Origin of the sequence: Acinetobacter sp. Brlt_5, assembly GCF_051949055.1 — a bacterium.
GTDB classification, from domain to species: domain Bacteria; phylum Pseudomonadota; class Gammaproteobacteria; order Pseudomonadales; family Moraxellaceae; genus Acinetobacter; species Acinetobacter indicus.
This window is the reverse complement of record NZ_JAYJLP010000028.1, coordinates 1-26,750: the sequence shown is the minus strand read 5'-3', so window position 1 is coordinate 26,750 and position 26,750 is coordinate 1. Positions and strand designations below refer to the sequence as shown.

The 26,750-nt window shown below is 47.3% G+C and carries 25 protein-coding genes, 4 tRNA genes and 1 riboswitch; of the genes, 18 read left to right on the top strand and 11 right to left on the bottom strand.

Annotation, left to right across the window (positions count from 1 at the left end):
• Positions 1-484: META domain-containing protein (locus VF685_RS13625; protein ID WP_440203670.1), on the top strand; the 484-nt coding region annotated here is incomplete at its 5' end.
• 62 nt (positions 485-546) lie between these two features.
• Here VF685_RS13625 and VF685_RS13620 read toward each other — a convergent pair.
• From VF685_RS13620 to VF685_RS13610, 3 genes are all read right to left on the bottom strand, one after another.
• The gene (locus VF685_RS13620) at positions 547-1,260 is read right to left on the bottom strand and encodes a glycerophosphodiester phosphodiesterase (protein WP_127801388.1); all 714 of its coding nucleotides are present in this window, start codon (positions 1,258-1,260) and stop codon (positions 547-549) included.
• 145 nt (positions 1,261-1,405) lie between these two features.
• Entirely contained in the window at positions 1,406-1,987 is a 582-nt protein-coding gene (locus tag VF685_RS13615; RefSeq protein ID WP_104484676.1) for a cob(I)yrinic acid a,c-diamide adenosyltransferase, read from the bottom strand.
• Between the two features lie 93 nt (positions 1,988-2,080).
• A complete protein-coding gene (locus VF685_RS13610; RefSeq protein WP_163170372.1) occupies positions 2,081-3,961 on the bottom strand; it encodes a TonB-dependent receptor plug domain-containing protein in 1,881 nt (626 codons plus the stop codon).
• Between the two features lie 37 nt (positions 3,962-3,998).
• Positions 3,999-4,219: riboswitch (cobalamin riboswitch) on the bottom strand.
• A gap of 145 nt (positions 4,220-4,364) precedes the next feature.
• Between VF685_RS13610 and VF685_RS13605 the strand changes: the two genes are divergently transcribed.
• The 4 genes from VF685_RS13605 (at position 4,365) to VF685_RS13590 (ending at position 8,282) form a co-directional block, all read left to right on the top strand.
• A complete protein-coding gene (locus tag VF685_RS13605; protein ID WP_407061118.1) occupies positions 4,365-5,009 on the top strand; it encodes a phosphoribosylanthranilate isomerase in 645 nt (214 codons plus the stop codon).
• Complete coding sequence (gene trpB / locus VF685_RS13600) at positions 4,990-6,234, top strand: tryptophan synthase subunit beta (protein ID WP_005179981.1); 1,245 nt, start codon at positions 4,990-4,992, stop codon at positions 6,232-6,234. The genes VF685_RS13605 and trpB overlap by 20 nt, the downstream gene beginning before the upstream one ends.
• Before the next feature lie 369 nt (positions 6,235-6,603).
• Positions 6,604-7,122 (top strand): DUF1543 domain-containing protein, encoded by a 519-nt coding sequence (locus VF685_RS13595; protein ID WP_127801385.1) that lies wholly within the window; start codon positions 6,604-6,606, stop codon positions 7,120-7,122.
• Positions 7,123-7,289: 167 nt separating this feature from the next.
• On the top strand, positions 7,290-8,282 hold the full coding sequence (locus tag VF685_RS13590; RefSeq protein WP_005179978.1) for a DUF2804 domain-containing protein: 993 nt from the start codon (positions 7,290-7,292) through the stop codon (positions 8,280-8,282).
• 99 nt (positions 8,283-8,381) lie between these two features.
• On the opposite strand, the gene VF685_RS13585 is transcribed toward VF685_RS13590, so the two are convergent.
• Positions 8,382-9,260 carry a metal-dependent hydrolase gene (locus VF685_RS13585; RefSeq protein WP_104490156.1) on the bottom strand — a complete coding sequence of 293 codons (879 nt, stop codon included), beginning with the start codon at positions 9,258-9,260 and terminating at the stop codon, positions 8,382-8,384.
• A 120-nt stretch (positions 9,261-9,380) separates the two neighbouring features.
• On the opposite strand from VF685_RS13585, the gene VF685_RS13580 reads away from it, so the two are divergent.
• Positions 9,381-10,466, top strand: coding sequence for a helix-turn-helix domain-containing protein (locus tag VF685_RS13580; RefSeq protein WP_016658656.1), 1,086 nt, complete (start codon positions 9,381-9,383; stop codon positions 10,464-10,466).
• Positions 10,467-10,477: 11 nt separating this feature from the next.
• On the opposite strand, the gene VF685_RS13575 is transcribed toward VF685_RS13580, so the two are convergent.
• Positions 10,478-11,809 carry a Na+/H+ antiporter NhaC family protein gene (locus tag VF685_RS13575; RefSeq protein WP_163145459.1) on the bottom strand — a complete coding sequence of 444 codons (1,332 nt, stop codon included), beginning with the start codon at positions 11,807-11,809 and terminating at the stop codon, positions 10,478-10,480.
• A gap of 364 nt (positions 11,810-12,173) precedes the next feature.
• Here VF685_RS13575 and trpA point away from each other — a divergent pair, with 364 nt between their 5' ends.
• Genes trpA through VF685_RS13555 form a run of 4 tightly spaced genes read left to right on the top strand, consistent with a single transcriptional unit; the run spans position 12,174 to position 16,172 of the window.
• Complete coding sequence (trpA, locus tag VF685_RS13570) at positions 12,174-12,977, top strand: tryptophan synthase subunit alpha (protein ID WP_005179970.1); 804 nt, start codon at positions 12,174-12,176, stop codon at positions 12,975-12,977.
• Positions 12,974-13,870 carry an acetyl-CoA carboxylase, carboxyltransferase subunit beta gene (accD, locus tag VF685_RS13565; protein WP_005179967.1) on the top strand — a complete coding sequence of 299 codons (897 nt, stop codon included), beginning with the start codon at positions 12,974-12,976 and terminating at the stop codon, positions 13,868-13,870. Before trpA ends, accD begins: the two co-directional genes overlap by 4 nt.
• Entirely contained in the window at positions 13,867-15,150 is a 1,284-nt protein-coding gene (folC, locus tag VF685_RS13560) for a bifunctional tetrahydrofolate synthase/dihydrofolate synthase (protein WP_127801382.1), read from the top strand. The genes accD and folC overlap by 4 nt, the downstream gene beginning before the upstream one ends.
• Complete coding sequence (locus VF685_RS13555) at positions 15,147-16,172, top strand: SPOR domain-containing protein (protein ID WP_127801381.1); 1,026 nt, start codon at positions 15,147-15,149, stop codon at positions 16,170-16,172. The genes folC and VF685_RS13555 overlap by 4 nt, the downstream gene beginning before the upstream one ends.
• A 33-nt stretch (positions 16,173-16,205) precedes the next feature.
• On the opposite strand, the gene VF685_RS13550 is transcribed toward VF685_RS13555, so the two are convergent.
• Positions 16,206-16,787 (bottom strand): dual specificity protein phosphatase family protein, encoded by a 582-nt coding sequence (locus tag VF685_RS13550; protein ID WP_127801380.1) that lies wholly within the window; start codon positions 16,785-16,787, stop codon positions 16,206-16,208.
• 135 nt (positions 16,788-16,922) lie between these two features.
• Positions 16,923-17,564 (bottom strand): peroxiredoxin, encoded by a 642-nt coding sequence (locus VF685_RS13545; protein ID WP_005179960.1) that lies wholly within the window; start codon positions 17,562-17,564, stop codon positions 16,923-16,925.
• Between the two features lie 339 nt (positions 17,565-17,903).
• Between VF685_RS13545 and secA the strand changes: the two genes are divergently transcribed.
• The 8 genes from secA (at position 17,904) to VF685_RS13505 (ending at position 24,278) form a co-directional block, all read left to right on the top strand.
• Complete coding sequence (gene secA / locus VF685_RS13540) at positions 17,904-20,621, top strand: preprotein translocase subunit SecA (RefSeq protein WP_005179958.1); 2,718 nt, start codon at positions 17,904-17,906, stop codon at positions 20,619-20,621.
• A 157-nt stretch (positions 20,622-20,778) separates the two neighbouring features.
• Entirely contained in the window at positions 20,779-21,132 is a 354-nt protein-coding gene (locus VF685_RS13535; RefSeq protein ID WP_016658663.1) for a hypothetical protein, read from the top strand.
• A 159-nt stretch (positions 21,133-21,291) separates the two neighbouring features.
• On the top strand, positions 21,292-22,512 hold the full coding sequence (gene argJ, locus VF685_RS13530; RefSeq protein WP_016658664.1) for a bifunctional glutamate N-acetyltransferase/amino-acid acetyltransferase ArgJ: 1,221 nt from the start codon (positions 21,292-21,294) through the stop codon (positions 22,510-22,512).
• A gap of 144 nt (positions 22,513-22,656) precedes the next feature.
• Positions 22,657-23,724: a quinolinate synthase NadA gene (gene nadA / locus VF685_RS13525; protein WP_016658665.1), complete on the top strand. Its 1,068-nt coding sequence runs from the start codon at positions 22,657-22,659 to the stop codon at positions 23,722-23,724.
• 154 nt (positions 23,725-23,878) lie between these two features.
• Positions 23,879-23,955, top strand: a tRNA-Pro gene (locus tag VF685_RS13520).
• Between the two features lie 41 nt (positions 23,956-23,996).
• A tRNA-Arg gene (locus VF685_RS13515) sits at positions 23,997-24,073 on the top strand.
• Between the two features lie 34 nt (positions 24,074-24,107).
• Positions 24,108-24,183: transfer RNA gene (locus VF685_RS13510), tRNA-His, on the top strand.
• 18 nt (positions 24,184-24,201) lie between these two features.
• A tRNA-Pro gene (locus VF685_RS13505) sits at positions 24,202-24,278 on the top strand.
• Positions 24,279-24,411: 133 nt separating this feature from the next.
• Here the strand turns inward: VF685_RS13505 and VF685_RS13500 are convergent.
• The 4 genes from VF685_RS13500 to VF685_RS13485 are packed head-to-tail and all read right to left on the bottom strand — an operon-like array spanning position 24,412 to position 26,580.
• Complete coding sequence (locus VF685_RS13500; RefSeq protein ID WP_127801379.1) at positions 24,412-24,891, bottom strand: OmpA family protein; 480 nt, start codon at positions 24,889-24,891, stop codon at positions 24,412-24,414.
• A 7-nt stretch (positions 24,892-24,898) separates the two neighbouring features.
• Positions 24,899-25,987, bottom strand: a complete 1,089-nt coding sequence (locus VF685_RS13495) for a sensor domain-containing diguanylate cyclase (RefSeq protein ID WP_127801378.1) — start codon at positions 25,985-25,987, stop codon at positions 24,899-24,901.
• A complete protein-coding gene (locus tag VF685_RS13490) occupies positions 25,984-26,127 on the bottom strand; it encodes a hypothetical protein (protein ID WP_160242843.1) in 144 nt (47 codons plus the stop codon). The genes VF685_RS13495 and VF685_RS13490 overlap by 4 nt, the downstream gene beginning before the upstream one ends.
• Before the next feature lie 3 nt (positions 26,128-26,130).
• The gene (locus VF685_RS13485; protein ID WP_228721952.1) at positions 26,131-26,580 is read right to left on the bottom strand and encodes a YfiR family protein; all 450 of its coding nucleotides are present in this window, start codon (positions 26,578-26,580) and stop codon (positions 26,131-26,133) included.
• Positions 26,581-26,750 lie beyond the last annotated feature (170 nt).

Below are 26,750 nucleotides of genomic sequence, written 5' to 3'. Positions count from 1 at the left end.
CCGTAAAATTAGTTTAATTTTGCCGTATTTGATCGCGGTGGTTTTCATTACGGCCTGTCAAAGCACACCGCCGTCTTCTACAGCCTCCAAAGTCCAGTCACAGCCACGTGCGGTAAAAGCACCGGCAGCGGTTAAACGCAGTAGCGATGGTCTGCAGGATATTCGCTGGGAAATTCAAACCATTCAGGGGAAAAAGGCACGTTATTTTCATGCCAGCCCGTATTTAATGCTCAATTCCCGTTTTCAGAATCTGCAGGGCAATACCGGCTGTAATTCTCTTTTCGGCCGCTATCAGCTGCAGTTCAGTCAGGGCCGTTTAAGCCTGAACAGCCGTGCCACGCATAATAGTTGTGATCATGCGCTGGCGCAGGAAGCCGACTTGATGGATGCCTTGCAACGGGTCAAACGCTTCCAGTTACAGGATAAAACCTTATATTTGCTGGATGAGCGCGGGCTAATGCTGATTCAGGCCAATCAACGCTAAATAGAAGCTCAATCAATATAAAATCAGCCTGTAACATGCAGGCTGATTGAGCATCTATTGTTTTAAATATGTTGCATCATCAGTTTTGGGAAATCGGTAATTAAACCGTTAATGCCTAAATCTTTCAGCTGTTTGGCACGTTCTACTTCATTCACCGTCCAGACACTGACCCCCAGTTGTGCTTGCTGGGTGGCCTGAATCATGCGTGGGGTCGCCAGTTCGTTCATCCAGCCAATCTGGCAGCAGCCAAAGTGCAATGCCTGTTCAATGGCCTGTTCCTGGATATCTTCTTCAATTAGTAAACCGCGCTTAAAGGTCGATTGCTGCGCCTGTAATGCCTGATGAATTTTCGGGTCAAAACTGGTAATCACAGCGGAATGTTCAAAGCCTTTGAGCTGCTGATGTAAGGCCAGGGTCAGCTGTTCAGCCTGTGCCTGGGTTTCCACCGCTTTAATTTCAACTTCAATATGTTCAAAGTTCTGGATTAGGGCCAGGGTCTGGTTTAAATACGGGGTGATTTCAAAATTCGACCAGTTTTTCCAGCCATAGGCCTGATTATAATGATGTAAATCTTGCGTGCTGCATTCATACAGCGGACGGTCCTGACCGGTGGTTCGGATCAAATGATCATCATGCATAATGACCAGTTGCTGGTCTTTGAGCTGCCGTACGTCAAACTCGACAGCGCGTACGCCTAAATCCTGAATATACTGAAAACCGCCCAGGGTATTTTCCGGGGCTTCGCCGCGGGCACCACGATGTCCAATTATACGCATAACAGGCTCAGCGTTTGGAGAGGAAGTTTCATTGTGAGCCTTTAAGATGACCAGGATGTGACAGCGCTATTGTGCGCTGATCTTATATTTATACAAGTCAGATCAGCGCATATTTTCATCAATTTTTTCTATGAAAATGACGGCTTTATTCAATCGTTTCGTTAATGTTTTTTTGCCACAGAACTTCAGCGCCGCCTTCACTGCGTTGCAGGGTGCGTGAAGCCACAAATAACCAGTCAGATAAACGGTTTAGGAGCTGCAAAGACGTAGCCTGAATATTCTGGTCACGGCTATGCACCGACATCACGCTACGTTCGGCACGGCGGCAGACAGCACGGGCCTGATGGGCATAGCTACACGCCAAAGTGCCGGCAGGCAGAATAAAGTCCTTGAGCATTGGCAGGGTTTCATTCATCCGGTCAATATCGTTTTCCAGAAACTCGATTGATACCGGTTGTACCAGGGTAAAGCCCGGAATACAGACTTCACCGCCTAAATCAAACAGCCAGTGCTGAATCAGGCTTAAAGATTTATCCCAGCTGGCTTTGTCCTGAATGGTGCTGGCGGTAATCTGTGCGCGCAGTACGCCAATGGTGGCATTCAGTTCATCAACATCGCCGAGTGCGGTAATGCGTAAATCATCTTTGGCAACACGTGAACCATCACCCAGACCGGTGGTGCCTGAGTCGCCAGTACGGGTATAGATTTTACTTAAACGGTGGCCCATAGCTGTTCCTTGAATTTTTAATCATGTGAATATAAAAAGGATCATGCCACAGTCACGACATGATCCTCAAAATTTATATGTCCTTTGGGGCGTTTAGTATTTAACCGTTACGCCGACAGAGGCGAGGCGGCCCTCGTTGATATACCAGCCATCACCAAAGTTATCTGCAATTTTGTAATTAACGTCTCCGATATTCTGGATATTACTAAATAGCTTCATATTGGGGTTCAGATTCCAATACATATTGAGATCAACTGTCGCATAGCCAGGAGCCTTAACCTTGTTTGCTGTGTCAGTATAAATATCTGATCGAGCAATTAAAGAGGCACTAATGCCATAAGCGGCATTCTCTAAACCGGTTGATAAGGTAAAGGTTTGCTTTGGTCGGTATGCGAGGTTGTTATTGGTTTTTTTATTTTTTGAATCCGCATACGCATATTCTGTGCTCAAGAATAAATCCTGATTCCTCCACTTCAAGCCAATTTCACCGCCATTAACCTCAGATTTTTCTACATTCGCAAAACTTGATTTATTTTGACCAAGATAGTCACTCACAATGAGATTTTTTATATGGGTCTGGTAGGCAGATAAATAAGCAGTTAGTTGATCAGTGATGATTTGGTCGACACCAATTTCATAAGATATGCTCTTTTCCGGTTTTAAGTCAGGATTGCCATACGTTGGATAGAAGCCTTCAGAAAAATAGTAGAGTTCTGTCAAAGATGGAGCTTTAAAGGCCGAGCCAACATTCGCATAGATACTTGTCGCTGGTAGAATCTGATAGCGAATCGCACCTTGACCTACTGTATGAGTGCCGAAAAGTTCATTGTCTTCTGCACGGATCCCGACTTGGGTATTTAGCTTTTCAGATGAATACTGGTGTTGTAAATAATAACCAAGAGAGTCAATGTCCTGTTTCTTATCTTTTATAGAATTACTTTGAAAATCAGACTTCAGATAAGTACTACCTAACAAAATACTCTGCTGTGGTGTAAATGCCCAGCGAAGATTGACATCTCCCTCTTTATTTTCTGTATCAAATGGACCTGGTTCACTATCCTGAACATATTGATGATCAATAAAGTTTGAGAAACGTGCGGCAAGCGTCAAATTGTCAGCAATATCGTAGGCAATATTTGAGTTAATTAAACGGTTTTCGAAGAAACGTAACGCATCATTTTGGCCTGTCATCCAGTTATAGAACTGGTTAACACCTTCATTTTGGCTAATAGAGATACTTGCTTTTAAACCATCATTCTCATAGCCAACTTTTGCACCATATCCTTTTTGATCAAAACTGGCTTTTTGATTTTTATTCTGGTTGTCGAGGATTCTTGTGCCATCCGTTTCTAATCGTTGTCCACTAACCTGAGCATAAAATCCGTTATCAGTAACTAAATTGGCCTTGGTAATTGCCTTATATGTTTGATTCTCGCCATAGATCCCCGTAATTTCGGCGCCGGATTTTTCAGGTTTCTTGGAAAGCAGCTGGACGACGCCACCAATTGCATCGGTGCCATATTGTACAGAGGCAGGACCTTTTAAAATTTCAACTTGCTGAACATCTGTGGTATCTAAAAAAGTCGGGTATAACGGGCCATAATGATTTTGGCTATTTAAGCGAGCACCATCTTTAAGCACTAAAGTATGGGCTGCATTGGTACCGCGGAGTCTAATTTCTGAAATTTGTCCAAAGCCACCACTTTGCTTGATGTAAACAGAAGGATCGCGTTGAATGAGTTCAGAGACATTAAGAATAGGGTTTGATTCAATCGTCTTCTGATCAATGACCGAAATCCGCGCAGGCACATTGCCAATCTTCTCTTCAGAACGAGTAGCTGTAACCACCAAGGTATCCAGGGCCGCATTGACGGCAGGTTGCTCTTGAGACTCCGTAGCAAAGACAGAAGTTGAAAACCCCATCGCAAGAGCGATTGCACCTACCAAGGCAGTAGGTTGAAATTGAATAGACATGATAGTGCTCCATACATTCACCCCACGTGAATGATTGAGTTAAAGGGCACAACAAGCAGGTATCCGGACTTCAATGTGGTGCCAAGCATCTTGATGATGACCTGGACCTATATATCCACCTTCCCATATCTGAATACAGTGGTGTAAATCGCATGATTTAAACTGATATATGTTTCATTGTTACCGTTGCGGGGGCAGTGTTGGATTTTCACCAATTTCCCTAAAGCCAAGGCTTAAACTTGCTGTGAAACGGGCGCAGTATAAGTGCCGTATGCATTTTAAACAACTTGTGCAAGAATTATCAGGCTGAACTTTACTCAAGTGAAAAAATTTGCATTACAATGAGCCGGCCCCATATTTATAGATAGGCTATAAAGCGGGCATTACGAGAGCCAAACAAGTTATGCGAACCCGTGCCAAAATTTGCGGCATCACCCGGGTTGAAGATGTACATGCCGTCGTCAACAGTGGTGCAGATGCAATTGGTTTTGTATTTTATCCTCTAAGTCCGCGCAGTGTGAGCGCAGAACAGGCCAGCGTTCTGGTACAGGCCATTGCGCCTTATGTGCAGGTGGTGGGTTTATTTGTAAATAGCTCAGCCCGTGAGATTCAGGCCATTCTTAATACAGTCGCGCTGGACATCCTGCAATTTCATGGCGATGAAAGCCCGGAACAGTGCCAGTCGATTGCGCAGCAGGTTGGACGTCGCTGGTACAAGGCGATTCAGGTTAAACCGGGCCTAGATGTGGTGGCTGAAATTCAAAAATATCAGCAGGCCGGTGCCAGCGCTGTACTTTTAGATGCCTGGCATCCTGAATTAAAGGGCGGAACCGGGCACAGCTTTGACTGGAGCAGCTTTCCCCAACTGGATATTCCACTGATTTTGGCCGGTGGATTAAACCCTGACAATATTGAAGACGCCATTCACACCACAGCCGCGTTTGCTGTAGATGTGAGCGGAGGCGTAGAATCCGCAAAAGGTATTAAAGACCAACAACTCATAGAACGCTTTATGCAAGGAGTCCATCGTGGATCAGCAAACTGTTAATACAGAAAAACAGGCAATTGACTATACCCAGTTCCCTGATGCAAAAGGGCACTTCGGTATCCATGGCGGACGTTTTGTGTCAGAAACCCTGATGGCGGCTTTAGAAGACTTGGAAAAGCTCTATTTCCGCATGAAGAATGATGAACAGTTTCTGGCAGAATTCGACCGTGATCTCGCTTATTACGTCGGTCGTCCAAGTCCACTGTATTATGCTGAGCGATGGTCGAAAGAGTTGGGTGGTGCACAGATTTACTTAAAACGCGAAGACCTGAACCATACCGGCTCGCATAAAGTGAACAACACCATTGGTCAGGCGTTATTGGCCAAACTTTCAGGTAAAAAACGTATTATTGCCGAAACTGGTGCCGGTCAGCATGGTGTGGCGACAGCAACCATCGCGGCGCGTTTAGGTCTTGAATGTGTAGTGTTCATGGGTGCGGAAGATGTGAAGCGCCAGGCCATGAACGTGTATCGTATGCGTTTGCTGGGTGCCAAAGTCGTCGCGGTAGAAAGTGGCTCTAAAACTTTAAAAGATGCCATGAATGAAGCGATGCGTGACTGGGTCACCAATGTCGATTCAACCTATTATGTGATCGGAACTGTGGCGGGTCCACATCCCTATCCGCAACTGGTGCGTGATTTCCAGTCCATTATTGGCCGTGAAGCACGCCGTCAGATTCAGGAACAAGCCGGCCGTCTGCCGGATGCACTTGTGGCCTGTGTGGGAGGTGGTTCTAATGCTATGGGCCTGTTCTATCCATTCCTGAATGATCAGGAGGTGAAAATGTACGGGGTTGAAGCGGCGGGCTTAGGTATTGAAACGGGTAAACACTCTGCGCCATTGAATGCCGGTCATGTCGGTGTCCTTCACGGCAACCGTACTTACCTGATGTCAGATGAACAAGGCCAGATTATTGAAACCCATTCGATTTCTGCTGGTCTGGATTATCCGGGTGTGGGTCCTGAGCACAGCTTCCTGAAAGATATGCATCGTGTGGATTATGTGCCAATTAATGACCAGGAAGCTTTGCAAGGTTTCCGTGACCTGACCAAGATTGAAGGCATCATTCCGGCATTAGAAAGTTCACATGCGATGGCGTATGTAACCAAGCTGGCGCCAACCATGTCGAAAGATCAAATTATTATTGCAACGGTTTCAGGCCGTGGTGATAAAGACTTGATGACGGTAGCGCGTATTGATGGCGTGGAAATGGTAGATATGTAAAAAATCTCCCTAACCCTCTTTAAGAAAGAGGGAATAGCCCTCCTTAGTAAAAGAGGGTTGGGAGGATTTAAATCGCATTCAAGCAATTGGGTGCGATTTTTTTATTGTTGTAATGAAAGTTCCCCACTTTTTTAAAGGAGGGACGAGGGGAGGATGATTATTCAGATCCGATTTTTGACACAAATTCAGGCAATTATAATTCATCCAGATTTTCCCTTACTTTGGAAAAGCCCAAAGTAAGCAAAGACTTTTGTTGAGCAGATCTGACGTCCCTGTCATGCTGCTCAACAGGCGACATCCCGATCGCCAACGCGTATCATATTGCTAATTTATCTTCTACCTGGTTAAAACCATCTTCTGGAGTTTCCCATGCCAAGTCTGTTTATCGTCATGTTAGGCGGTCGTCATGCCCGTGCCAATACCGAAGTGCATGATGTGGTCCTTGCTGTGGCTGATACGCTGGAAGAGACTTTCCCTCAGCTAAGACAGGCCTGGTTTGGTGAGCAGCAAGGCTTACATATTGATGCCTGGGCGCAAATCAATGGGGTGGAATTTGAAGGCCAACAATATCAGCTGCAATTTAGTAATGCGGCCCCGAATCAGGCGCATGAAAGACTCTGGCTGATTAATTTGGGCGGCTACGATGCGCGTGAATTTGGCGAATTGCATCGCTATGTTCTGGTGGTTGCACAAAATGCCATGGTGGCCAAACAGCGTGGCAAGGCATATTTTGCTGCACACTGGCAAAAGCAGCATACTGACCGGGTGCTGGATGTCGATGACTGCATCGCCATTGATCAGGTGCATGGCCGTTATGTACAACTGGTGGCCGGGGAGTTTGCTGGAAACCGCTGGGAAAATACCTATTTGCCTATTTCAGAATCCTGACTGTAGCAGACTTAAGCAATTGGTTTGGCTTGGATATTGTGAAAGAAAGCAATCTATGTTTTTGTTATTGTTTAGATAAAATAATCTTATTTTTATTTTTCTGGCCAGATTTTATAGGCATAATAAGGCGGTAGCTACAGTGTCTCAAACCACATGGAATGTCGTACATGGATTTAATACAACAGAATGGACAGCCACGTTACGGACGTTTTAAGCAATTACCGACCAGTATCCAATACCATCATTATCAATATAAAAGCCCCTATGGTGATGTGCTGTCTGGTTGGCGTAAACGATTAAAATATAAGAAATTTAAATTTTGTTGTATTCAGCATGAGCACTATACCATTGGCCTGGCCATTGTTGATATTGCTTGGGCCGGGCATGGTTTTGTTTATATCTACAATCATTTGACCGGTGAAGTGCTGGAATGGGATGCGATCAGTTTTCTGGCCCGGCATACGGTGCTGGACGAGCAGCCGCTGTTTAACCATAGTCATTTTCATAAAGCCGGTTATCAGCTGGATATTCAGCATGCCAATGGGGTGCGTTATATCCGGGTGACTAAATACGGCGAACTGCGTCTGAGTGCGCGAATTTTCTGTGCCGGCACTGATCCATTAAGCATGTGCAGTCCGAATGGGATTAATGGCTGGACCTATACCCAAAAGCTGACCACGCTCGGCTGTGAAGGTTTTTTTATCAACAAGCAGGGACAAACCATCCAGTTTCATGACAAAACTTTTGTTTCTCTGGATGATACTTGTGGTTTTTTACGACCGGAAACGGCCTGGTTCTGGCTGTCTTGTAATTTCTGGGATGCCCAGAACAAGCGGGTCGGCATTAATCTGGCTTCTGGCGTGAATGAAAGCTTTGGCAATGAAAACTGCCTGTGGGTCAATGGCCGCCTGTATCCGCTGGCAGATGTGTTATTTGAGCAGCAGTCAGATAACCAGTGGAATATTGTCTCGCTGGACCAAAGCCTGAATTTAACCGTGACCACCGGCTGGCGCCGTTATGAAAATCTGAATCTGCGCCTGGTGGGCAGCCAGTTTAGCCAGTGGCAGGCCAAAGTCAGCGGTACCATTGTGCAGGATGATCAGGAAATTGTGTTCCTGAATGAATATGCCTTGCTGGAACAGCATTATGCCAAATGGTAATTGTTAGTCGCTGATCCTGATCATCAAAAAGCTACGGCTCATCCATCGAATAAAAAAGCTGAACCTGACATTCAGCTTTTTTAATCCACCATAACTTCTTTAATCTTTAGCCGCCTGCCAGAAGGCTTCACCGGCCTGAATCGGATCGTTGGTTTGTTCCAGGGTGTTAATCCAGACCTCATACTGGGCAATAATCGGATGCTGGTTGGGATGAAAATCTTTTTTAAACCAGTCTTTATATAGCCGGCCCATCCGGGTTAAGGTGCCTTTTTTACCAAAGAACCACGGCAAACCTTTGGCATTCAGTTGCAGGCGTTGCCACAGACTAAAGCCATCCTGTTTTAACATGATATTGGCCCGATAAATGGTAAAACCAAACATCAGGAACGTGGTCCAGACCAGGGCAAAATGCCGCATCGCTTCAGAAACTTGGGCCACATCGCGCATTACATCAAAGGCCACATCGCGGTGTTCCATTTCTTCAATCGCATGCCAGGCAAACAAGGCACGCACATACGGATGTGCCTCAGCTAACGTCGAGCGATGGGCATAAAAGGTTTCAGCCATGAGGGCGGTCAGATGCTCGGCTGCTGCCGTGGTGGCAATATTATATTCCGGGGAGCGTTTTTCCAGTTCAAATTTAAAAATCCGGTTGAGCTGGCGGATAAACTGATCCACCGGCATACCCTGATTTTTCATTAGCTGGTTCATTTTGTCATGCGCGATGCCATGCTGGGCTTCCTGGCGGATAAAGTCGGCCACGCGTTGCTGCAGTTCTGGCTGCTGAATCTGCTCGCGGTATAAGCGTACCGACTGAATAAAATAGCGTTCCCCATCGGGAAAGGTCAGGCTTAAGGCATCAAACATGCGGGTCAGAAAAGGATCTCCACCAAACCAGAAGCGTGGAATCTGTTCCAGCTTAAAGTCGAGATTGCTGCGCACCACTGGTTGCGCCTGATATTGGACTATGGCATTCATCTTGTTTTACTTCATCTAGTCGTTCATATCTGCAGTATGTCGGGCTTTAGCGGCTTTGTTTTGACAAGTCTTGCCAGTTTTTATACATTTTACGCCATAGTGAAAATAAGAAATGTCAGGATGACAACTTACCCGAGTGATATTCAGATTCCAAACGGCTATGTACACTTGTGGCAGTCCTACCTGCAGGCACAAGGTGTGCAGCCGCAACAGCTCGAGCTGTCAGACAGCTTGCAGCAATATGTGCAGCATGTACTGAGTTTGCCGATTGATGGCCAATCTTCCTGTCAGGCTTTTATTGCGCTGCTGGAACAGACCCGGCAGCAGCTGAACACAGCCTATCTGGTGTTTGAACTGGCGCGTTTTATCCGTCCGGAACATTTTGGTGTGCTCGGCTATATGGCCTCGCGCAGTAATAGCGTGGCCGAGGCCTTGCAGTATATTGCCCAGTTTAGCCGGCTGGTGATTGATGCTAACGAAGCGGTTCCCATGCAGATTCAGCAGCAGGATGATCTGCTGATTGTCTCCTGGCCGAATCCGCAGGATCAGAGCACGCTGATTCACGAAATCACCTTTGCCTGTATGCTGCAGCTGGCCCGGCAGATGTTTGCGGCCGAACACTTTCCCTTGCGCCGGGTTCATTTTGCCCATGCTCCGCAAACGGCGCTGTATCAATATCAAAAGTTTTATGGCTGCGAAGTGTTGTTTGATCAGCCAGATTATCAGCTGGTGCTGAGCATCGACAGCCTGCAGCTGCAACCGCAGCAGCCTGATCCAACTTTAATCGGGATTTTAAAAAAGCAGGCTGAAGAAGCGATGGCGGCCAAACCCTTGCTGGAAGGGCTGGACCAGAAACTGCGTCATTTGATTGCCGATTATTTAAGGCTGCAGCAACAAGCACCCAAGCTGGATGAGCTGGCTGTCGAGCTGTGTATGTCCAGTCGCACTTTGCAGCGTCAACTGAGTGAACTGGGGACCTCATTTAAACAGCTGTTGGACATGGAAAGGATCAAACGCTGTGAGTTGCTATTACCGCAAAAGCTGAGTCTGACCGAGATTGCCAGCCAGCTCGGTTATTCCGATCAGTCGGCTTTGGCGCGTGCCTATAAAGCGCATTGCGGCCAGACCTTAACCGAGCGGCGCCGGGTACTGCGTCAGCAACAGACCACCAATAAAAAGCGGCTGAATAGCCGCTTGGAAAATTAAAAAGTACAGTCTTAAGCCGTGCGCAGTTTAGGGAAACGCAAGGCAATAGCGGCAATCGCAAAAATCGCCAGCACCCAGCAATAATAGACACTGCCAATCAGCTCTACCGGTGACATTTTGGCAATCGAGCAGGCCAGCAATAACTGGGCGCCATAAGGAATCAGGCCCTGTACCACGCAGGAGAAAATATCCAGCAGGGCGGCAGCGCGTTTCGGATCGACGCCATATTCCTGCGCCACTTCCCGCGCCATATCTCCAGACAGGATAATCGCCACGGTATTGTTGGCCACAAACAGGTTGGAAAACACCACCAGAAAGCTAATCCCCAACTCACCAGCACGTTGCGCGCCAACCTTAAACAGGCGAGTCAGCTTGTAGATGCGTTGAATCAGCCATTCCAGGCCACCTTCTTTTTGCATAATGGCCGATAAGCCACCCAGGAACATCGACAGCAACGCCACTTCAAACATGCCGACAAAGCCATCATAAATAGCGCCATTCAGCTTGAGCAGATCAAACTCGGGCAGCATCAACAGTCCCATCAGTGCCGAGAGTAAAATCCCGATGGTTAACACTGCCAGCACATGCAGGCGGGAAAAGGCCAGCACAAACACCGCCACATAAGGCAAGATGAGCCAGGCGTTATACTCCTGATAGGCAATGGCCTGGGTATTCTGGTTGATCAGCATATAAATCAGCACTGTGATCAGCGCGGCCGGTACGGCAATCCAGACATTGACCTTGAACTTGTCACGCAGCTGTACTTTCTGGCTGCTGGTGGCGGCAATGGTGGTGTCAGAAATCATCGACAGGTTATCGCCAAACATGGCACCGCCAACCACCGCACCAATGGTATAGACCGTGGCAATTTGCGTGGCTTCGGAAAAACCAAAGGCAATGGGCGCACAGGCTGCAATGGTGCCCATTGAAGTGCCCATGGCGGTGGCGACAAAGGCTGAAATCAGAAACAGCATCGGCAGTACAAATTCCGGCTGAATAATCGACAGGCCCAGCTGTACCGTGGCATTGACACTGCCAATGGCGCCACTGGTGCTGGCAAAGGCACCGGCCAGCATAAACACCATAAACATCAGAATCAGGTTCGGATGGCTGGCGCCCTGCAAAAATTCTTCAATGGCCCGGTTCAGCTGGCCACGATAGAGCAATAATGCCAGGATAATGGCTGGAATGGCTGCCACCGGCGCCTTGACCTGATAGAAGGCAAACTCGGTCCCAATCAGGGAATGGTAAATGCCACTGCCTAAAAAAATGGCTAAAAATACAATAAGTGGCAACAGCGCAAGCCCGCGAGCGTGCACTTTTGCCTGGGAGTCGGAAATCATAGAAATAAGAAAAAGTCTGAAAACGGCGCTAGTATAAAGCAGCTTTTGCTATTTCTGAAAACTTTAAATGTAAATGCTAACTGTCCTATTTTTATCATCTTTTTTGCTCAGTCATTGGGTTTTTCTAACTGCTTGAGATTGCTGGGAATAGCGAAATTAGGCATCTTTGATCATTGAGAAAAAAACCGAAATATCGGTAAATGTAGCTTTCGGGTTGTTCTGGAATTCGCGCTTTGCTGATGAAATCGGGCATCGACCAGCTGTGCTCTGTTCAATGAGCAAAAAATAGCGTTACAATGCGATGTCCTGTATTTCGACAATAGCAACTTATCAGTTTTGAATTATTCAAGGAAAGCACAGCCCTATGTCACGTTTAGCCACCCGATTTGCACAGTTGAAATCTCAACAACGTAAGGCCCTCGTATCTTATGTCATGGCAGGTGACCCACAGCCACAGGTAACGGTACCACTGTTACATCAAATGGTTGAGGCGGGTGTAGATGTGATTGAGCTTGGACTGCCATTCTCTGACCCGATGGCCGATGGTCCAGTCATTGCCTTGGCTGCAGAACGTGCATTGGCAGGGGGAACCAATACCCTCGATGCACTGAATATGGTCAAGGAATTCCGCCAAAAAGACACGGAAACACCAGTGGTGCTCATGGGTTATTTAAACCCGGTTGAGGTCATTGGCTACCAGAAGTTTGTCGCCTATGCGCATGAATGTGGGGTAGATGGTGTCTTGCTGGTGGATCTGCCGCCAGAAGAAGCTGCCGATTTAGACCAGATCTTACAGCAGTATGATATGGACCAGATTTTCCTGCTGGCACCAACCTCTACCGATGAGCGTATCCAGCATGTAGTGAAACAGGCCAGCGGCTTTATTTACTACGTGTCGCTCAAAGGCGTGACCGGTGCAGCCACTTTAGATGTCTCTGAAGCGGCGCAGCGGATTGAGAAAATCAAGGCAGTCACCGATGTACCGGTTGGTGTCGGTTTCGGTATCAGTGATGCGGCATCTGCCAAAGTCATGGGTGCCGTGGCAGATGCAGTCATCGTCGGCAGTGCTTTCGTAAAACAGTTTGCCAACCTCGAACCAGAACAAGCCGTGGTTGAAACGGTTAATAAAGTCAAGGAGCTTCGAGCCGCGCTCGATGAGTTAGTATGAGTCAAGAAGTCAAGCCAGGGAAAATCTTAAGCCCAACTACGCCGTGGACAGAACGCGGCGTACCGGGAATTCATGTACCGGATGAGCAGCAAGCCTTAAAGGCGACATTCACTGAACCAACCATCGAATGTCCGGAATGTCATGCACTGGTGACTCGTACAGCCATGTCTTTCAATGCCTATGTCTGCCCGCAATGTGACGAGCATTTACGCATGAAAGCGCGTGACCGTTTAACCTGGTTCCTCGATCAGGTCGATGCCGAACTGGGTCAGGAATTTTCTGCCAAAGATCCACTGAAATTTGTGGACAGCAAGCCGTATCCGGACCGTATGGCCGAAGCACAAAAGAAAACCGGTGAAACTGAAGCTTTACTGGTCATGCAAGGTTTATTAAAAGGCGTGCCGGTAACCACCTGTGCCTTTGAATTTGACTTTATGGGCGGCTCTATGGGCACGGTGGTCGGTGACCGTTTTGTGCTTGCAGCGGAACGTGCCATTCAGCAACGTCAGCCGTTAATCTGCTTTGCCGCATCGGGCGGTGCGCGTATGCAGGAAGGCATGCTGTCTTTAATGCAGATGGCGCGTACTTCAGCAGCGATTCAGCGTTTAAAAGAAGCGGGCTTGCCGTATATCGTGGTCTTAACCCATCCGGTATATGGTGGCGTAACAGCATCGTTGGCGATGTTGGGTGATGTTCATCTTGCAGAACCAAAAGCCATGATTGGCTTTGCCGGTAAACGTGTAATTGAGCAAACCGTACGTGAAAAACTGGATGAACCGTTCCAGCGCGCGGAATACCTGCTTGATCATGGTGTGGTCGATCAGATTGTTCATCGTCATGCATTACGTGATACTGTATATCGCATTGTCACGAAACTGATGAATTTGTCTTGAATACAGCACCACTTGCAACCGACTCTTTAGAAACATGGCTCAATTATTGGAGCCATGTTCACGTTACAGGGATTGATTTAGGTCTGGAACGGGTGATTCCTGTGGCTGAAAAGCTGGGCGTCACTCACCCGGACGCAAAAGTGTTTACCGTCGCGGGCACCAATGGCAAAGGTTCCACCACCACCACTTTGGCCGCGATTTTAAATGCTCAGGGTTATCAGGTGGGGCTGTATCAGTCGCCGCATATTTACCGTTTTAATGAACGGGTCAAACTGGGCGGGGTCGAGGTCGATGACCAGCAACTGATTGAGGCCTTTGTACAGGTCGATCAGGCGCGTCGCGACTGCAATTTAAGTTTATCGTTTTTTGAAGCCACCACGCTGGCGGCTTTTGTCATTTTTAAACAGCAGGCCTGTGATGTCTGGGTGCTGGAAGTTGGCCTGGGCGGCCGTCTGGATGTGGTCAATGTGGTACATCCCGATGTGGCTGTGATTACCAATATCGGGCTGGATCATACCGACTGGCTCGGTGATACCATTGAGAAAATTGCCTTTGAAAAAGCCGGCATTATCCGTCCGAATATTCCGGTGATCTTTGGCGGCGTGCAGGAATTACCGCAAGCCATTCAAGATAAGGCAGCACAGTGTCAGGCCCCGCTGTATGTCGCTAACCGTGATTATTTTTATCGCACCGCTGCAGATGGTCAGTCCTGGTCATTTGCCAGCAGTGGCAGCACCTTGAAATTACCGCTTGGCACGCTGGCGCTGGAAAATATGTCGACCGCGGTTGCCGCCGTGTTACTTAGCGGTCTGAACATCCAGCAGCAGGCGATTGCCGAAGGTATCCAACAGGCCCAGCTCCCGGGCCGTTTTGAAATTCGCCAGATTGCCGGCAAGACCGTAATCTTTGACGCCGGGCACAATCCGCACGGTGTAGAGTTTTTGTTAAAGCAATTGCGAAATTATTTAAATTACAATAAACAGTACACCGAAGTGATCAGTGTGTTTTCCATGCTGGCCGATAAAGATGTGAATTCTGTCGTTGCCTTATTGAAAGAACATGTTTTAATGTGGAAAATTGCACAATTAAATGTTCCTCGTGCGGCAGACATCACACAACTGGATGCGGCTCTCGAGGGCGAAACAGTACAGCACTTTGATAGTGTTCAATTAGCTTTTAAATCAGCGCTGGATGAAACGAACAATAATCAGCTGATTTTGGTATGTGGATCATTTCATACCTTAGAAGCGGTATGGGAGTATTTGGAAGAATGTCAATGAATAACAAACAGCGCTGGATGGGCGGCGTTGTTTTATTGGGTGGTGGTGTGTTATTGGCAGCATTACTCCTGAAAGGCCAAGAAGAAATACATCAAAATAATGTCAAAACGCCAGAACGGGTCGAACAGTTACAGCAAAATACTGTGCCTGAAGCCGAAATGATTCAGCTACAACCTTTAACGGTAGATGTAGAAACTGAAAAACGTCTGCTGGAAGAGCAGCGCCGTGCCCGTGAAAAAGCCGTGGCTGAACAGGAAGCGCGTGCAGCTGAATTCCTGGCCATGCAGCAGCAGGCAGAAGCTGAAGCCGCCCGTAAGGCTGCAGAAGAATATGCGGCCTTAAATGCACTACGTAATGGCCAGCAGCAAAGTTCCGACAATATTCCGCCAGAGCTGGTTGAAGATGAGCAGGCCAAACAAAAACGTCTGGCTGAAGAAAAACTGGCTGCCCAGAAAAAGCTGGAACAGCAAAAAGCAGCTGAAGCCAAAAAAGCTGCCGAGCAGAAAGCGGCCCAGGAACGTACTGCTGCCGAGAAAAAAGCAGCAGAACAAAAAGCTGCGGAAGAAAAACGTTTAGCCGAAGAGAAGCGTCAGGCAGAAGCCAAACGCAAGGCCGAGCAGGAACGCAAGGCTGCTGAACAGAAAGCCGCAGAAGAGAAGCGTAAAGCTGAGGAAAAGCGTCAGGCAGAAGCCAAACGTAAAGCCGAAGAAGAAGCCCAAAAGAAAGCTGAAGCCGAGAAAGCACGTAAACTGCTGGAAGGCGAAGATGATGGCAAACAGTGGATGGTGCAGGTGGCACTGGCTGCCAATGAAGCCAATGCCGATGCACTGGCTGCGCGCTTAAAAGCCAAGGGCTATAAAGTCACCAAGAGTCCAACCTCTAAAGGGATCCGGATTATGGTGGGGCCATCTAAAGACCGTGAAAGTGCCGATGCAGCACGCAAGAAAATTGCGGCAGATGCCAGCCTGAACATGAAATCGGCCTGGGTGATTGACTGGGTGCCATTAGACAAGCGGAACTAGTTGTAAGTATCCTTCGGCATTTTGCCCTTAGTTTTAATCTGATAGATTCGACAGCTGCTGTCGAATCCATTTTATATTTTCAGGACGAAATAAGGCATCAATATTGACCCAGATCGGATGGAAGCCAAAGCCGCCATATTTCATTTCTGCCAGCGCCTGTTCCACCGGCCAGTGTTCAAATATAATCCGGTACATGGCCACACTGGCCCCGGTCCGGTCTGCACCATGATAACAATGAATCAGCACTTTTTGCTGTTGGGCTTGGGCGCTTTGAATCTGCTGCATCACCTGCAATAAATCTTCCCGATCAATGGCCCAGGTGTGAATCGGTAGATGCACCGATTGCAATCCATGCTGCTGCAGCGGTTTAGCCTCTGTCGCTTTGGGGCGTAGATTAATCAGTACATCAATCTCATGCTGTTGTAACAATGTTGCCAGCTGCTGATCGGGCTGTTCGCTACGAAACAGCATCGGGCTGACCTGATAAAAATTGTGCTGCGCATCCAGCGGTTGAGCCCAGGTACTCGGGCGTTGCTGTTCAGATAAGGCCGGTGTGGTCATGCAGCCCGTGCAACAAATACAGGTCAGGACCAGGGCAAGCAGATTTTTGAGCATAGTGTTCTAATTGGTTGTGCTGAAATTGGTTGTGCTGGACCATCCCAGTGTAGCACGGCTGAGGTGCTGACCTTGTACCATGAAAAATGCCCGTCCGAAGACAGGCATACAGGAAGATGAACGGATATTGATTATTTAGTCACGATTCGGCTGCGGGGTTAAACGCAGGTATGGTTTTACTGCGGTATAGCCTTTCGGGAAGCGCTGTTTTAATTCGGCTTCATCTTGCAGTGAAGGCACAATCACCACATCTTCACCCTCTTGCCAGTTGGCCGGGGTGGCCACTTTATAGTTGTCGGTCAGTTGCAGGGAATCGACCACGCGTAAAATTTCATGGAAATTACGTCCGGTAGAGGCCGGATAGGTAATAATTAAACGCACTTTTTTATTCGGGTCGATAATCACCAGGGAGCGTACCGTCAGGGTTTCGCTGGCATTGGGATGGATAAAATCATATAGCGTCGATACTTTACGGTCCTGATCGGCAATAATCGGAAAATTCACGCTGGTGTTCTGGGTTTCGTTAATGTCATTAATCCAGCCTTTGTGTGACTCGACATCATCGACCGACAGGGCAATGGCCTTGACGCCACGTTTTTCAAATTCCTGTTTGAGTTTTGCGGTATAGCCCAGTTCGGTGGTGCAGACCGGGGTGTAGTCGGCAGGATGTGAAAACAGGATGCCCCAGCTGTCGCCCAGAAATTCATAAAAGTTCAGGGTGCCTTCGCTTGATTCCTGAGTAAAGTCGGGTGCGGTATCGCCTAATCGTAAACTCATTTTAACTGCCTCATATCGTTGTTGTATTGGGGGATGGAATTGACTATGGCGCAATTCTTTTAGCATTGAAAATACTTTTTTTGTAATTCTTTATGAGTATATGGAATAAGTAGTTGCATGAAATGCTGAAAAAACATGCAGTCATATTGTCATGCTTTGACTATATCATCTGATTAAAATTTGCTACATTATTTTGCCTTAGCTTCGCTGTACGGATAGAAATCATCAGAATTTTTTGATGGGTTGTGTGCAAAACCCTTGTACTTCAAATTTCTAGCACCATAATAACGACTGAGAACAAATTATTCTTTTGACAAGCAAGATTTAGAGAGTCTATTCATGTTGGCAAGTCTGATCGGAGGAATCTTCGGTACCAAAAATGAGCGCGAACTCAAACGCATGCGTAAAATCGTAGACAAGATTAATGCGCTCGAGCCGACGATATCAGCCTTAAGCGATGCAGACTTATCTGCAAAAACCGAAGAATTCAAACAACGATATAACAAGGGCGAAAGTCTAGATAAGTTATTGCCAGAAGCGTTTGCAGTCTGCCGTGAAGCCGGGAAACGGGTCATGGGCATGCGCCATTATGATGTACAGCTGATTGGTGGTATTACCCTGCACGAAGGTAAAATTGCAGAAATGCGTACCGGTGAAGGTAAAACCTTAATGGGGACTTTGGCCTGTTACCTGAATGCCTTAAGTGGTGAAGGCGTACACGTGATTACCGTGAACGACTACCTGGCACAGCGTGATGCCGAGCTCAACCGTCCACTCTTTGAATTTCTGGGTTTAAGCATCGGCATTATTTATTCGATGCAGGACCCGACCGAAAAAGCGCAAGCCTATCGTGCCGATATTACTTACGGGACCAACAACGAATTTGGTTTCGACTATTTGCGTGACAACATGGTGTTCTCGCTGGCAGAGAAAAAGCAGCGTGGCCTGACCTATGCCATTATCGATGAAGTCGACTCGATCCTGATTGATGAAGCACGTACCCCGCTGATTATCTCGGGTCAGAGCGAAGACTCATCACAGCTGTATGCGGCGATTAATACCATTCCGCCTAAACTGCATCCGCAAAAAGAAGAGAAAGTGCCAGATGGCGGTCACTTCTGGATTGATGAAAAACAGCGTTCGGTTGAAATGACCGAAGTCGGTTATGAAACCGTAGAAAATGAGCTGATTCAGATGGGGCTGCTGGCAGAAGGGGAAAGCCTGTATTCTGCTTCCAACCTGAATCTGGTACATCACGTGTCTGCGGCCATTCGTGCCCATTTCCTGTATCAGCGCAATGTGCATTACATCATCCATGATGGTGAAGTGATTATTGTCGATGAAAACACCGGCCGTACCATGCCGGGTCGTCGCTGGTCTGAAGGTCTGCATCAGGCAGTTGAAGCCAAAGAAGGTCTGGAAATCCAGCCTGAAAACCAGACTCTGGCCACCACCACCTTCCAGAACTACTTCCGTCTGTACAAAAAACTGTCCGGTATGACCGGTACTGCCGATACTGAAGCGGCAGAAATGAAAGAAATTTATGGTCTGGATGTGGTAATTATTCCAACCCACCGTCCAATGATCCGTCAGGACCATAACGATTTAATCTATTTAAATCGTGAAGGCAAATACAATGCGATTATTCAGGAAATCCTGCGCGTGCAGGAATCCGGTGTCGCGCCGATCCTGATTGGTACTGCCACCATTGAAGCCTCAGAAATCCTCTCGGACAAACTGAAAGAGGCCGGTATTCATCACGAAGTTCTGAACGCCAAACAGCACGAACGTGAAGCCGATATTATTGCCCAAGCCGGTGCACCACGTGCGGTGACCATTGCCACCAACATGGCGGGTCGTGGTACCGATATTCTGCTCGGTGGTAACTGGAAAGCGCTGCTGGCCAAAATTGAAAACCCGACACCTGAAGATGAACAACGTCTGAAAGAAGAATGGGACCAGAACCACGAAGCGGTACTGGCCTCAGGCGGTTTGCATATTATTGGTTCTGAACGCCATGAATCACGCCGTATTGATAACCAGCTGCGTGGTCGTGCCGGTCGTCAGGGTGACCCGGGTGTGTCGCGTTTCTATCTGTCACTTGAAGATGACCTGATGCGTATTTTCGCCGGTGATCGTGTGGTGGCCATGATGCGTGCCATGGGCCTGAAAGAAGATGAAGCCATTGAACACAAAATGGTGTCGCGTTCGATTGAAAATGCCCAGCGCAAAGTTGAAGCACGTAACTTCGATATCCGTAAGAACCTGTTGAAATACGATGACGTCAACAATGAACAGCGTAAGATTATTTACTCACAGCGTGATGAAATTCTTGCCGCAAACTCATTGCAAGATTACATCGAAGAAATGCACCGTGAAGTGATTCAGGGCGTGATTGCCAACTATGTACCACCAGAGTCGATTCATGATCAGTGGGATATTGACGGTCTGGAGCAGGCGTTACGTGAAGATCTGGCTTTAGATCTGCCAATTAACCAATGGTTAGAAGAAGATCGCCGTCTGGATGAAGAAGGTCTGGTCGAACGTATTTCTGATGAGCTGGTGGCTCGTTATAACAGCCGCCGTCAGCAAATGGGTGATGAATCTGCAGCCATGCTGGAGCGTCACTTTATGCTCAACTCGCTGGATCGTCACTGGAAAGACCATCTGGCGGCAATGGATTACTTGCGTCAAGGCATTCATTTACGTGGTTATGCGCAAAAGAATCCGGAGCAGGAATACAAGAAAGAAGCCTTTAACCTGTTTGTGAACATGCTCGCTGTGATCAAGTCTGATGTCGTGACTGACTTGTCTCGCGTACACGTACCAACAGCTGAAGAACTGGCTGAACTTGAAGCACAGAAACAGGCACAAGCCGAGGCGATGCAGCTGAATCTGTCTCATGCCGATGTGGACAGTCTGACCGGTGAAACTTTCGAAGCTGATGCGCAGCAGACAACCCCAACCGAAACGGTGTTTACGCCACCGGCAAGCCGTAATTCACCATGTCCATGTGGTTCAGGTCTGAAATACAAACAGTGCCACGGCAAAATCTAAGCCATTCAAAACATCTCGCAAAAAGCAGAATTTCGATTCTGCTTTTTTTTATTCCGCTAAGTGTTTGAATAGTTTTGCAAGATGTGAATACAGATTGCAGTGCAGGAAATTAAATGGTATTTAGTTGCACATTGCACACCGAAAAGTGGAAAACACAATGAAAAAAGTATTACAACCTTTACTGATTGTTGCTTTAGCAACGCCTGCTTTGGCTTTTGCCAATACCCAAACCACCACGCCGGAAAAAGTTCAGGCCGCAGTCGGTGTAAGCACCACCCAAGCAGTGGTCAATAATGACCAGGTGACGGTTGCAAGCCCACGTACCGGTATCCGTTATACCTTTGCCAACCCGAATAAACGTCCGATTGTGCTCCAGACTGCAGCCATTGCTCCGGCCAATGCTGCCAATGCCGACCGCATTGTTGCTTCTAACCCGGCCCTGTCTGCAGAAAGCCAGCAAAAAGCCAAACAGGCTTTATTAAACGAAGCTGTGCAACTGGCCAAAAACTAAGGATCAAGCACACAACACTAACCAGCCTGCGGGCTGGTTTTTTATTGCACGGCAGTTGAGTCTGGCCACAATTTTGTGGATGATGGGTTCTGCTCGATTTTTTCCTGATTTTGTTCTAAGCTGTGCACACTGAATTATTAACTGGTTGGACGTTTAAAAATGGCAGTAGGTGACGTTTCTATGCCACAGATGCATGTGGTCAAAGGGGTGAGAATTGGGACAGCAGAAGCCTATGTTCGTTATAAGAACCGACGTGACCTTGTTATTTTTGAACTGGCCGAAGGCGCCAATGTCGCCGGTGTGTTTACCCAAAACGCCTTTTGTGCAGCACCTGTGCATATCTGTAAAGCACATCTGCAGGCGGGTAATCCACGCTATTTAGTGATTAACACCGGCAATGCCAATGCCGGAACCGGTAAAACCGGTATGCAAAATGCAGCAGCAACCTGTGCCAAGCTGGCTGAACTGGCGGGTGTACAGACCGCCGAAGTATTGCCGTTTTCTACTGGTGTGATTGGCGAGCAGTTACCAATTGAGCGTTTAACTGCGGGTTTACAACCGGCCTTAGACAGCTTGCGTGCCGATGCCTGGGACGACGCTGCCCGCGGTATTATGACCACAGATACCACACCGAAAGGTGCATCTGAGCAGTTTGAACTGGATGGCATCACTTATACCATGACCGGTATTTCTAAAGGTGCCGGCATGATTCGCCCGAATATGGCGACCATGCTTGGTTATGTGGCCACTGATGCTCCAATCAGCCGTGAACTGGTACAGCAACTGTTGAGTAGTACGGTTAATGTCTCGTTTAACCGCATCACTGTCGATGGCGATACCTCAACCAATGACTCCTGTATCTTCATTGCAACTGGCCAAGCCGGTGGTACAGAAATCAGCTCGACCGAAGATCCGCGTTATGCCGTAGTATTAGAGGTTTTAACCCGGGTGATGACACGTCTGGCGCAGCTGATTGTGCGTGATGGTGAAGGCGCGACCAAATTTATTACCGTTGCAGTCGAAGGTGGACAAAATACCCAGGAATGTTGCGATATTGCTTACAGTATTGCTCATTCACCGCTAGTAAAAACCGCTATTTTTGCCTCAGATCCAAACTGGGGCCGTATTCTGGCGGCCATTGGTTATGCGGGCGTGCCAAATTTAGACGTTGAAAAAATTCAGGTTTGGTTAGATGATGTACAAATCTGTAAAGATGGCGGCGCCGCAGCGGACTATACCGAAGAAGCCGGCGCACGTGTCATGGCGCAGCAGGAAATGACCATTCGTGTAGATTTAGGTCGTGGCCAGGCTCAAGATACCGTCTATACCTGCGATTTATCTTATGATTATGTCAAGATTAATGCAGACTACCGTTCTTAAGTCCCTGATGTATTTCTGAAAAAGCCTCCGTTGTGAGGCTTTTTTACAACGCTGTATTTTTAATGATTGGTCAAGCACTGACACTGACCAATTGCTGATGTAACTGCTTGTGCAAACAAGCATTTCGATAGAGAAGACGCTGTTATGAATGATGCGACCAATTTAATTGCCAATGAAGCAAAGTCGATTGTGCAGGCGCATTTAGACCGTTTGGGTGAACCGAAAGAAAATCATTTAACTGAAGAAGCCAAGCAGGCCAAATTTGCCTTAATTCAGGCCGAACTTAAAAAACGTGATGCAGTACTGGTGGCACACTATTATTGCGATCCTGAAGTGCAAGAGCTGGCAGAGCTGACGGGTGGTTGTGTATCGGATTCACTGGAAATGGCACGTTTTGGTCGTGATCATGCAGCGTCAACCTTGGTGGTGGCCGGGGTGAAATTTATGGGCGAAACCGCCAAAATCCTGTCACCTGAGAAAACAGTGCTGATGCCGACGCTGGAAGCCACCTGTTCACTCGACCTGGGCTGCCCGGTAGATGAATTTACCCAATTCTGCGATGCCCATCCTGATCATACCGTAGTGGTGTATGCCAACACCTCGGCTGCTGTGAAAGCCCGTGCCGACTGGGTGGTAACCTCAAGCTGTGCGGTTGAAATTGTCGAGCATCTCGATAGCCTGGGTGAAAAAATTATCTGGGCACCGGATCAGCATTTGGGTCGTTATATCCAGAAAAAAACGGGCGCAGACATGCTACTCTGGGATGGTGCCTGTATCGTGCATGAAGAATTCCGTGCCCGCGGGATTGCACAAATGAAAGCGCTTTATCCGGATGCAGCGGTGCTGGTGCATCCAGAATCACCAGAATCGGTGGTGGATATTGCTGATGCAGTCGGCAGTACCTCGCAATTGATCAAGGCTGCCCAGACTTTGCCACATGAGCGTTTAATTGTGGCGACCGACCGCGGGATTTTCTACAAAATGCAGCAGGCGGTACCGAACAAGATTCTGGTAGAAGCGCCGACCGCTGGTGAAGGCGCGACCTGTCGCTCATGCGCGCATTGCCCGTGGATGGCTATGAACGAACTAGATGGGATTTTGCAGGTTTTACAGCAGGGGGATCAGGAAATTTTTGTTGATCCTACGCTGGCAGAACGCGCCAAATTACCGCTCGATCGCATGTTAAACTTCAGTGCGCAGCTAAAACGCTAAAAATTGATTGAAAAATGTCTAAAATGCTTGATAAATAAGCGGTTGAAGAGATTTTTCATATTTTTTTAAAGATAGGTGTTGACGTCCACGGGCGTCGCGCCTAGAATGCACACCGTACCGCACGATGTGCGATACACGAAAAGCTGAGATGAAACGGAGCATAGCACAGCCTGGTAGTGCACCTGGTTTGGGACCAGGGGGTCGTAGGTTCGAATCCTACTGCTCCGACCAATTTCTCAAGGCAACGATGTGTTTTTGGTATCATCGGTTAAGCGCTTGTAGCTCAGTTGGATAGAGCATCCGCCTTCTAAGCGGATGGTCACAGGTTCGAATCCTGTCAGGCGCGCCATTTTGGTGGCTTGGTATTGTAGAACTAATTGATGGTGGATGTAGCTCAGTTGGTAGAGCCCTGGATTGTGATTCCAGTTGTCGCGGGTTCGAATCCCGTCATTCACCCCAACTTTTAAAGTTGAATATCGGAGCATAGCACAGCCTGGTAGTGCACCTGGTTTGGGACCAGGGGGTCGTAGGTTCGAATCCTACTGCTCCGACCAATTTCCCTAAAGTTGAAAGATAAAAGATACCGCGTTAAGCGGTTTTTTTATGCCTGAAATTTGAGTCTGCGGATCAAATCTCCCCATAAAAAAAGCCTCTGCAAGAGGCTAGTTCTACAAAGTGGCAAAATACTTAAGGCACAATCACCACATTTACACGCCGGTTCATCGCCCGGTTTTCAGGAGAGGTATTGGGCACCAGTGGTTGTTCTGCACCGCGAGGAATTACCTGTAAATGGTTTGGTCGAAAGCCTTGTTGCATAAAAATCTGTGCGACATTTTCAGCGCGTTCTCCGGACAGCTTCAGGTTATAGGTCAGGTCGCCGACATTGTCGCTATGTCCAATAATTTTGACTTTATCTAGTTTATATTTCAGTAACTTGCTCGAGAGTTGCTGTAAGGCTTGCTGGTTATGCGCCTGGATCTCGGCCTGATCAAAACCGAACAGCAGTTTTTCTGGTAGGCCTAAGCTCCAGCCCTCGCTGGTCAGGCTAAAACCTTCCTGCTTGAGCATGCGGGCCTGTTTGTAATTGAGCTGCCCCAGACTCATGCAGGCACTGAGGGTAGTCAGTGCAAGCAGCAGACAAGCAGTTTTAAAAATATGTTTTAACATGAATAAACTAACCTTTGGCCATGCGCCCGTGCTCTGCAAAAATGTACCAGTGTTGTGCGAGCTGCTTGGCCTTATACATGGCCATATCTGCATTATTGATCAGCATTTCAGGAGATGATGCTGACTGCGCGAGTGCGATGCCAATACTAAAACTGAAATAAATAGGATGATGATTAAAAATTAAAGGCTGGCGACAGCAGTGGAGTAAATTTTCACTTATTCTAATTAAATCATGATGATCTTCAATATTTTTTACAATAATTGCGAACTCATCACCACCGAGGCGGGACACAAAATCATGCTGGTTTAACGCTTGGCGCAAGCGTTTGGCCATTTCCAGCAGCACGGCATCACCGGCGGCATGGCCGTGGCGATCATTAATTTCTTTAAAGTTGTCGTTATCAATAAACAGCAGGGCAATGCTGTCTTGCGTACCTTGGGCAAAACTCTGTGCCAGCATTTGATGGAAATATTCACGATTAGGAAGTTGGGTCAATCCATCATGACGGGCCTGATGCGACAATTGATGATTTTCATGTTGCAGGGCCCGGGTTGAGGCTTCAATTTTGTCCAGCAGTTCATTTACCACGCGATTAATTTCCTGAAACTCAGAAATTTCAGACGAGGGCAGGCGTAGCTGATAATTTTTATTGGTGCTGATGGTCTGGGTGGTCTGTACCAGCGGATTGACCGCTTTTATCAAATGTCGGTAAACCGCATTTGCCGACCAGAACAGTAAGGCCAGCAGTAAAATAAAGCTAATGGTCAGCGCCAGTAGAATGGTATAGAAAAAACTGACATGGGTGGAGGCATTGCCATAGACCACCAGTTGTCCAAAATTTTGCTGCTGATGCTGAATCTCGACTGTCACTGGCTCACGAAAATACAGCCAGTCCAGTAAATACTGAATAAACGGTAACGCATTTTGATGATGATGAATGGTCGACAGGACTTCACCATTGGTTGCGATGACTTGAATCGAATGAATCGGATATTGCTCGGCATATTCAGTCAGAATCTTCTGAATTGTATAGGTGTCATGAAAGACCACAGCGGGCTGAATCCGCTCTGCCAGAGAACCGGATAAAATACTCAAACTCTGTTTGGCATAACTTCCAGGGTGTAATTAGACACCACACAAAAAATACCTAGGCATAAACCAAAGGTCAGAATAAAAATCACCAGCTGGTACGAACGGAAAATACGTCGTAGCGATACTGCTTTGGGCTTATTCATGCTTTAGGCCCCCGTTTTTACCCAGTAATAATACCCGGGGGCAATATGTACCTGTGACTGCGTCAGACTTTGCATATTCACCCTAAATGAATACTGCTGATTTTTCTTCTGGTAAAGACAAAAGACACTGCCCAGTTCACAGGCTGAATTGGTAGTGCTAATGCTTAAGGCGAGATAACGCACTGCATTGTTCAGAATATTCTGTTCTTCACGCGGGCTTAGGTTAGAAAAGACAATGGCCTGACAACTGGTCTGTTTTAAATCGTCTAATTGTAGTGGGCTGATTTTATAAACATGCTGTGCGCTACGCTGGCTTTTAAATTGTTGTGCTAGCGCCGGATTATTCACAATACAAATATTCGGCGTGTTTTGCTCCCATTTGGCATAACTTAAAATGGCATACACCATTTGGGGTGTACCAGCGGTTGGGCTATTGGCATGGGCAGGGTGCAAACATAAACACAGCAAAAAACACAGTGTTTTGTGTAAGGGGAGAGAAGGCATTTTTATAAAAAGTTAAAAATAAAATTATGGCCGCAGTCTAACTAAAATAAAAATGAAAGAAAAGGATAAAAAATAAACTGAAAAACCTGAAATTGATCATAAAAAACACAGTTAAGGTA

Coding starts and splice junctions, on each gene's coding strand:
- VF685_RS13575 (WP_163145459.1), bottom strand. CDS start 11,809: ATGATTTCCGACTCCCAGGCAAAAGTGCACGCTCGCGGGCTTGCGCTG.
- argJ (WP_016658664.1), top strand. CDS start 21,292: ATGGCAGTAGGTGACGTTTCTATGCCACAGATGCATGTGGTCAAAGGG.
- VF685_RS13620 (WP_127801388.1), bottom strand. CDS start 1,260: ATGCGTATAATTGGACATCGTGGTGCCCGCGGCGAAGCCCCGGAAAAT.
- VF685_RS13500 (WP_127801379.1), bottom strand. CDS start 24,891: ATGTTAAAACATATTTTTAAAACTGCTTGTCTGCTGCTTGCACTGACT.
- nadA (WP_016658665.1), top strand. CDS start 22,657: ATGAATGATGCGACCAATTTAATTGCCAATGAAGCAAAGTCGATTGTG.
- VF685_RS13550 (WP_127801380.1), bottom strand. CDS start 16,787: ATGCTCAAAAATCTGCTTGCCCTGGTCCTGACCTGTATTTGTTGCACG.
- VF685_RS13545 (WP_005179960.1), bottom strand. CDS start 17,564: ATGAGTTTACGATTAGGCGATACCGCACCCGACTTTACTCAGGAATCA.
- VF685_RS13585 (WP_104490156.1), bottom strand. CDS start 9,260: ATGAATGCCATAGTCCAATATCAGGCGCAACCAGTGGTGCGCAGCAAT.
- VF685_RS13595 (WP_127801385.1), top strand. CDS start 6,604: ATGCCAAGTCTGTTTATCGTCATGTTAGGCGGTCGTCATGCCCGTGCC.
- VF685_RS13490 (WP_160242843.1), bottom strand. CDS start 26,127: ATGAATAAGCCCAAAGCAGTATCGCTACGACGTATTTTCCGTTCGTAC.
- VF685_RS13610 (WP_163170372.1), bottom strand. CDS start 3,961: ATGTCTATTCAATTTCAACCTACTGCCTTGGTAGGTGCAATCGCTCTT.
- VF685_RS13605 (WP_407061118.1), top strand. CDS start 4,365: ATGCGAACCCGTGCCAAAATTTGCGGCATCACCCGGGTTGAAGATGTA.
- VF685_RS13615 (WP_104484676.1), bottom strand. CDS start 1,987: ATGGGCCACCGTTTAAGTAAAATCTATACCCGTACTGGCGACTCAGGC.
- secA (WP_005179958.1), top strand. CDS start 17,904: ATGTTGGCAAGTCTGATCGGAGGAATCTTCGGTACCAAAAATGAGCGC.
- VF685_RS13535 (WP_016658663.1), top strand. CDS start 20,779: ATGAAAAAAGTATTACAACCTTTACTGATTGTTGCTTTAGCAACGCCT.
- trpA (WP_005179970.1), top strand. CDS start 12,174: ATGTCACGTTTAGCCACCCGATTTGCACAGTTGAAATCTCAACAACGT.
- VF685_RS13580 (WP_016658656.1), top strand. CDS start 9,381: ATGACAACTTACCCGAGTGATATTCAGATTCCAAACGGCTATGTACAC.
- VF685_RS13555 (WP_127801381.1), top strand. CDS start 15,147: ATGAATAACAAACAGCGCTGGATGGGCGGCGTTGTTTTATTGGGTGGT.
- VF685_RS13590 (WP_005179978.1), top strand. CDS start 7,290: ATGGATTTAATACAACAGAATGGACAGCCACGTTACGGACGTTTTAAG.
- accD (WP_005179967.1), top strand. CDS start 12,974: ATGAGTCAAGAAGTCAAGCCAGGGAAAATCTTAAGCCCAACTACGCCG.